Consider the following 1,538-nt stretch of genomic DNA (forward strand, 5'->3'; position numbering starts at 1 on the left):
TTATGATATTAAGCATGATCATAGTTAATAACCCCAACGTCACTGCGATTTGAAATGCATATATCTTATCCATGTATTCACCTCACTTTCTATTAAAAGGATTATTTTGTTTGGTTTTGTAACAACTCTGGATTTTCATAAATGTTACCTAAAACTTTTACATTGTCGTACCATCTAAACTCAAATCCTGTATATCCTCCATCACCTGCATTGGCTTTATAAAGATTGATAGGACATTTCTTGTATGTAGCCTGTTTTGTATCGTATACAACAACACCTGTCATTCTTTCTCCTGTTTCAATCATCGGGTTATACCAGGTAACTACATCTCCCTCGTATATTTCATTTCCGTCTGAATCCTTTTGCTCAATGAACTGCATTAAAACGATATTACCTTGCTTGTGTTCATACAATGGATCATGGAATGATTCCACATCATCCTCCATATATTCTGCTGCTATATATTCACCATCAACTTCATCTTGTAACACCCATGCGCGAAACTTGATTTCTCTCATTTTCCTCTTCCTCCCCTGATTAAAACTCAATATTCCGTCAATACTGTAGATACCATGATAATCCTTTCTCCTTGTTCCCCCTTGGAGATGAGCAGTTAGCTTTTGCTAGCTGCTCTTTTATTTCGTTCCTGCTCTTGCTTCTTAAAGAATTCTTTAACTGCGTTTTCCCAATAAGTGCACATCATCCATTCCTCCTCGAATAAATTTCTAAATCTTGTCCATACTATAAATACACTTGAGTTCTGAACTTCCTTCTTAATGCTTTTCTGGAGAGCAGTTAGCTTTTGCTAGCTGCTCTTTTATATTCCTTGTGTATATCAGCTAACGCATGAAATGTATTATTTTGAATGAGCCTTAAAACATCAAACGCTTCATGCGGCGTTAAACCTTCTTCCTCAACTAATCTTGCTAAACCAGTGATAATTAACTGTTGTCCAAAACTATTTTGATTGAATTCAACCTTTCCCATGTTTCCCCTCATTTCTATACAAAATGAAATTTTTATAACAATTCATCATGATTAATTTGTTTTGAAATAACTTTAGCCTCATGACCGTAATATCCATTATGTTCGTTGTAAGCGACAAACTGGAGAGTTCCTTTAGATGTGACAATGTCAACGAACATCACGTCACCTTCAAAATACTCACTTTCTATATCCAAATCATGCTTTTCAAGAAGACCCTCTTTTAATTCTGTATCAGTTATTTTTATATCAATGAGTTGTGCTCCTATAAAATCATTGAAGTCATCTTCTGACATAAAGTAACCAAAGTTTTCGCAGCATGACTGTTCATCATCAATCAATAGCTTGATTACCTGCTCGTTTGTCGTTATAGCGTAACCACTCATACTTGACCATCGCACTTCCTCTTGATGTTCTTCTATTTTTAAAATCTGTTCCATGTCCATTCTCCTCGTATATTAATATTTAAGCCCTATCTCAGGCTTAGTTTTACTCTCTAATAAGAGTCCAGTAATAAAGAAAATACTTGGACGTCTCAAGATATTTCTAGATAA

3 protein-coding genes are annotated in these 1,538 nt (G+C 34.9%); all 3 read right to left on the reverse strand.

The window, feature by feature from the left end; translation table 11 throughout:
* Positions 1-101: 101 nt before the first annotated feature.
* The 3 genes from MR168_RS32870 to MR168_RS32880 all read right to left on the reverse strand — a co-directional run bounded on the left by MR168_RS32870 (position 102) and on the right by MR168_RS32880 (position 1,430).
* Positions 102-518 carry a YopX family protein gene (locus tag MR168_RS32870; protein ID WP_086402465.1) on the reverse strand — a complete coding sequence of 139 codons (417 nt, stop codon included), beginning with the start codon at positions 516-518 and terminating at the stop codon, positions 102-104.
* Positions 519-795: 277 nt separating this feature from the next.
* Entirely contained in the window at positions 796-987 is a 192-nt protein-coding gene (locus MR168_RS32875; RefSeq protein ID WP_086402466.1) for a hypothetical protein, read from the reverse strand.
* Positions 988-1,019: 32 nt separating this feature from the next.
* Entirely contained in the window at positions 1,020-1,430 is a 411-nt protein-coding gene (locus tag MR168_RS32880) for a DUF7448 domain-containing protein (RefSeq protein WP_142388805.1), read from the reverse strand.
* Between the last annotated feature and the right edge of the window lie 108 nt (positions 1,431-1,538).

It is taken from the genome of Bacillus cereus group sp. BfR-BA-01356 (genome assembly GCF_022663635.1).
In the GTDB taxonomy this organism is placed as follows: Bacteria; Bacillota; Bacilli; order Bacillales; family Bacillaceae_G; genus Bacillus_A; species Bacillus_A cereus.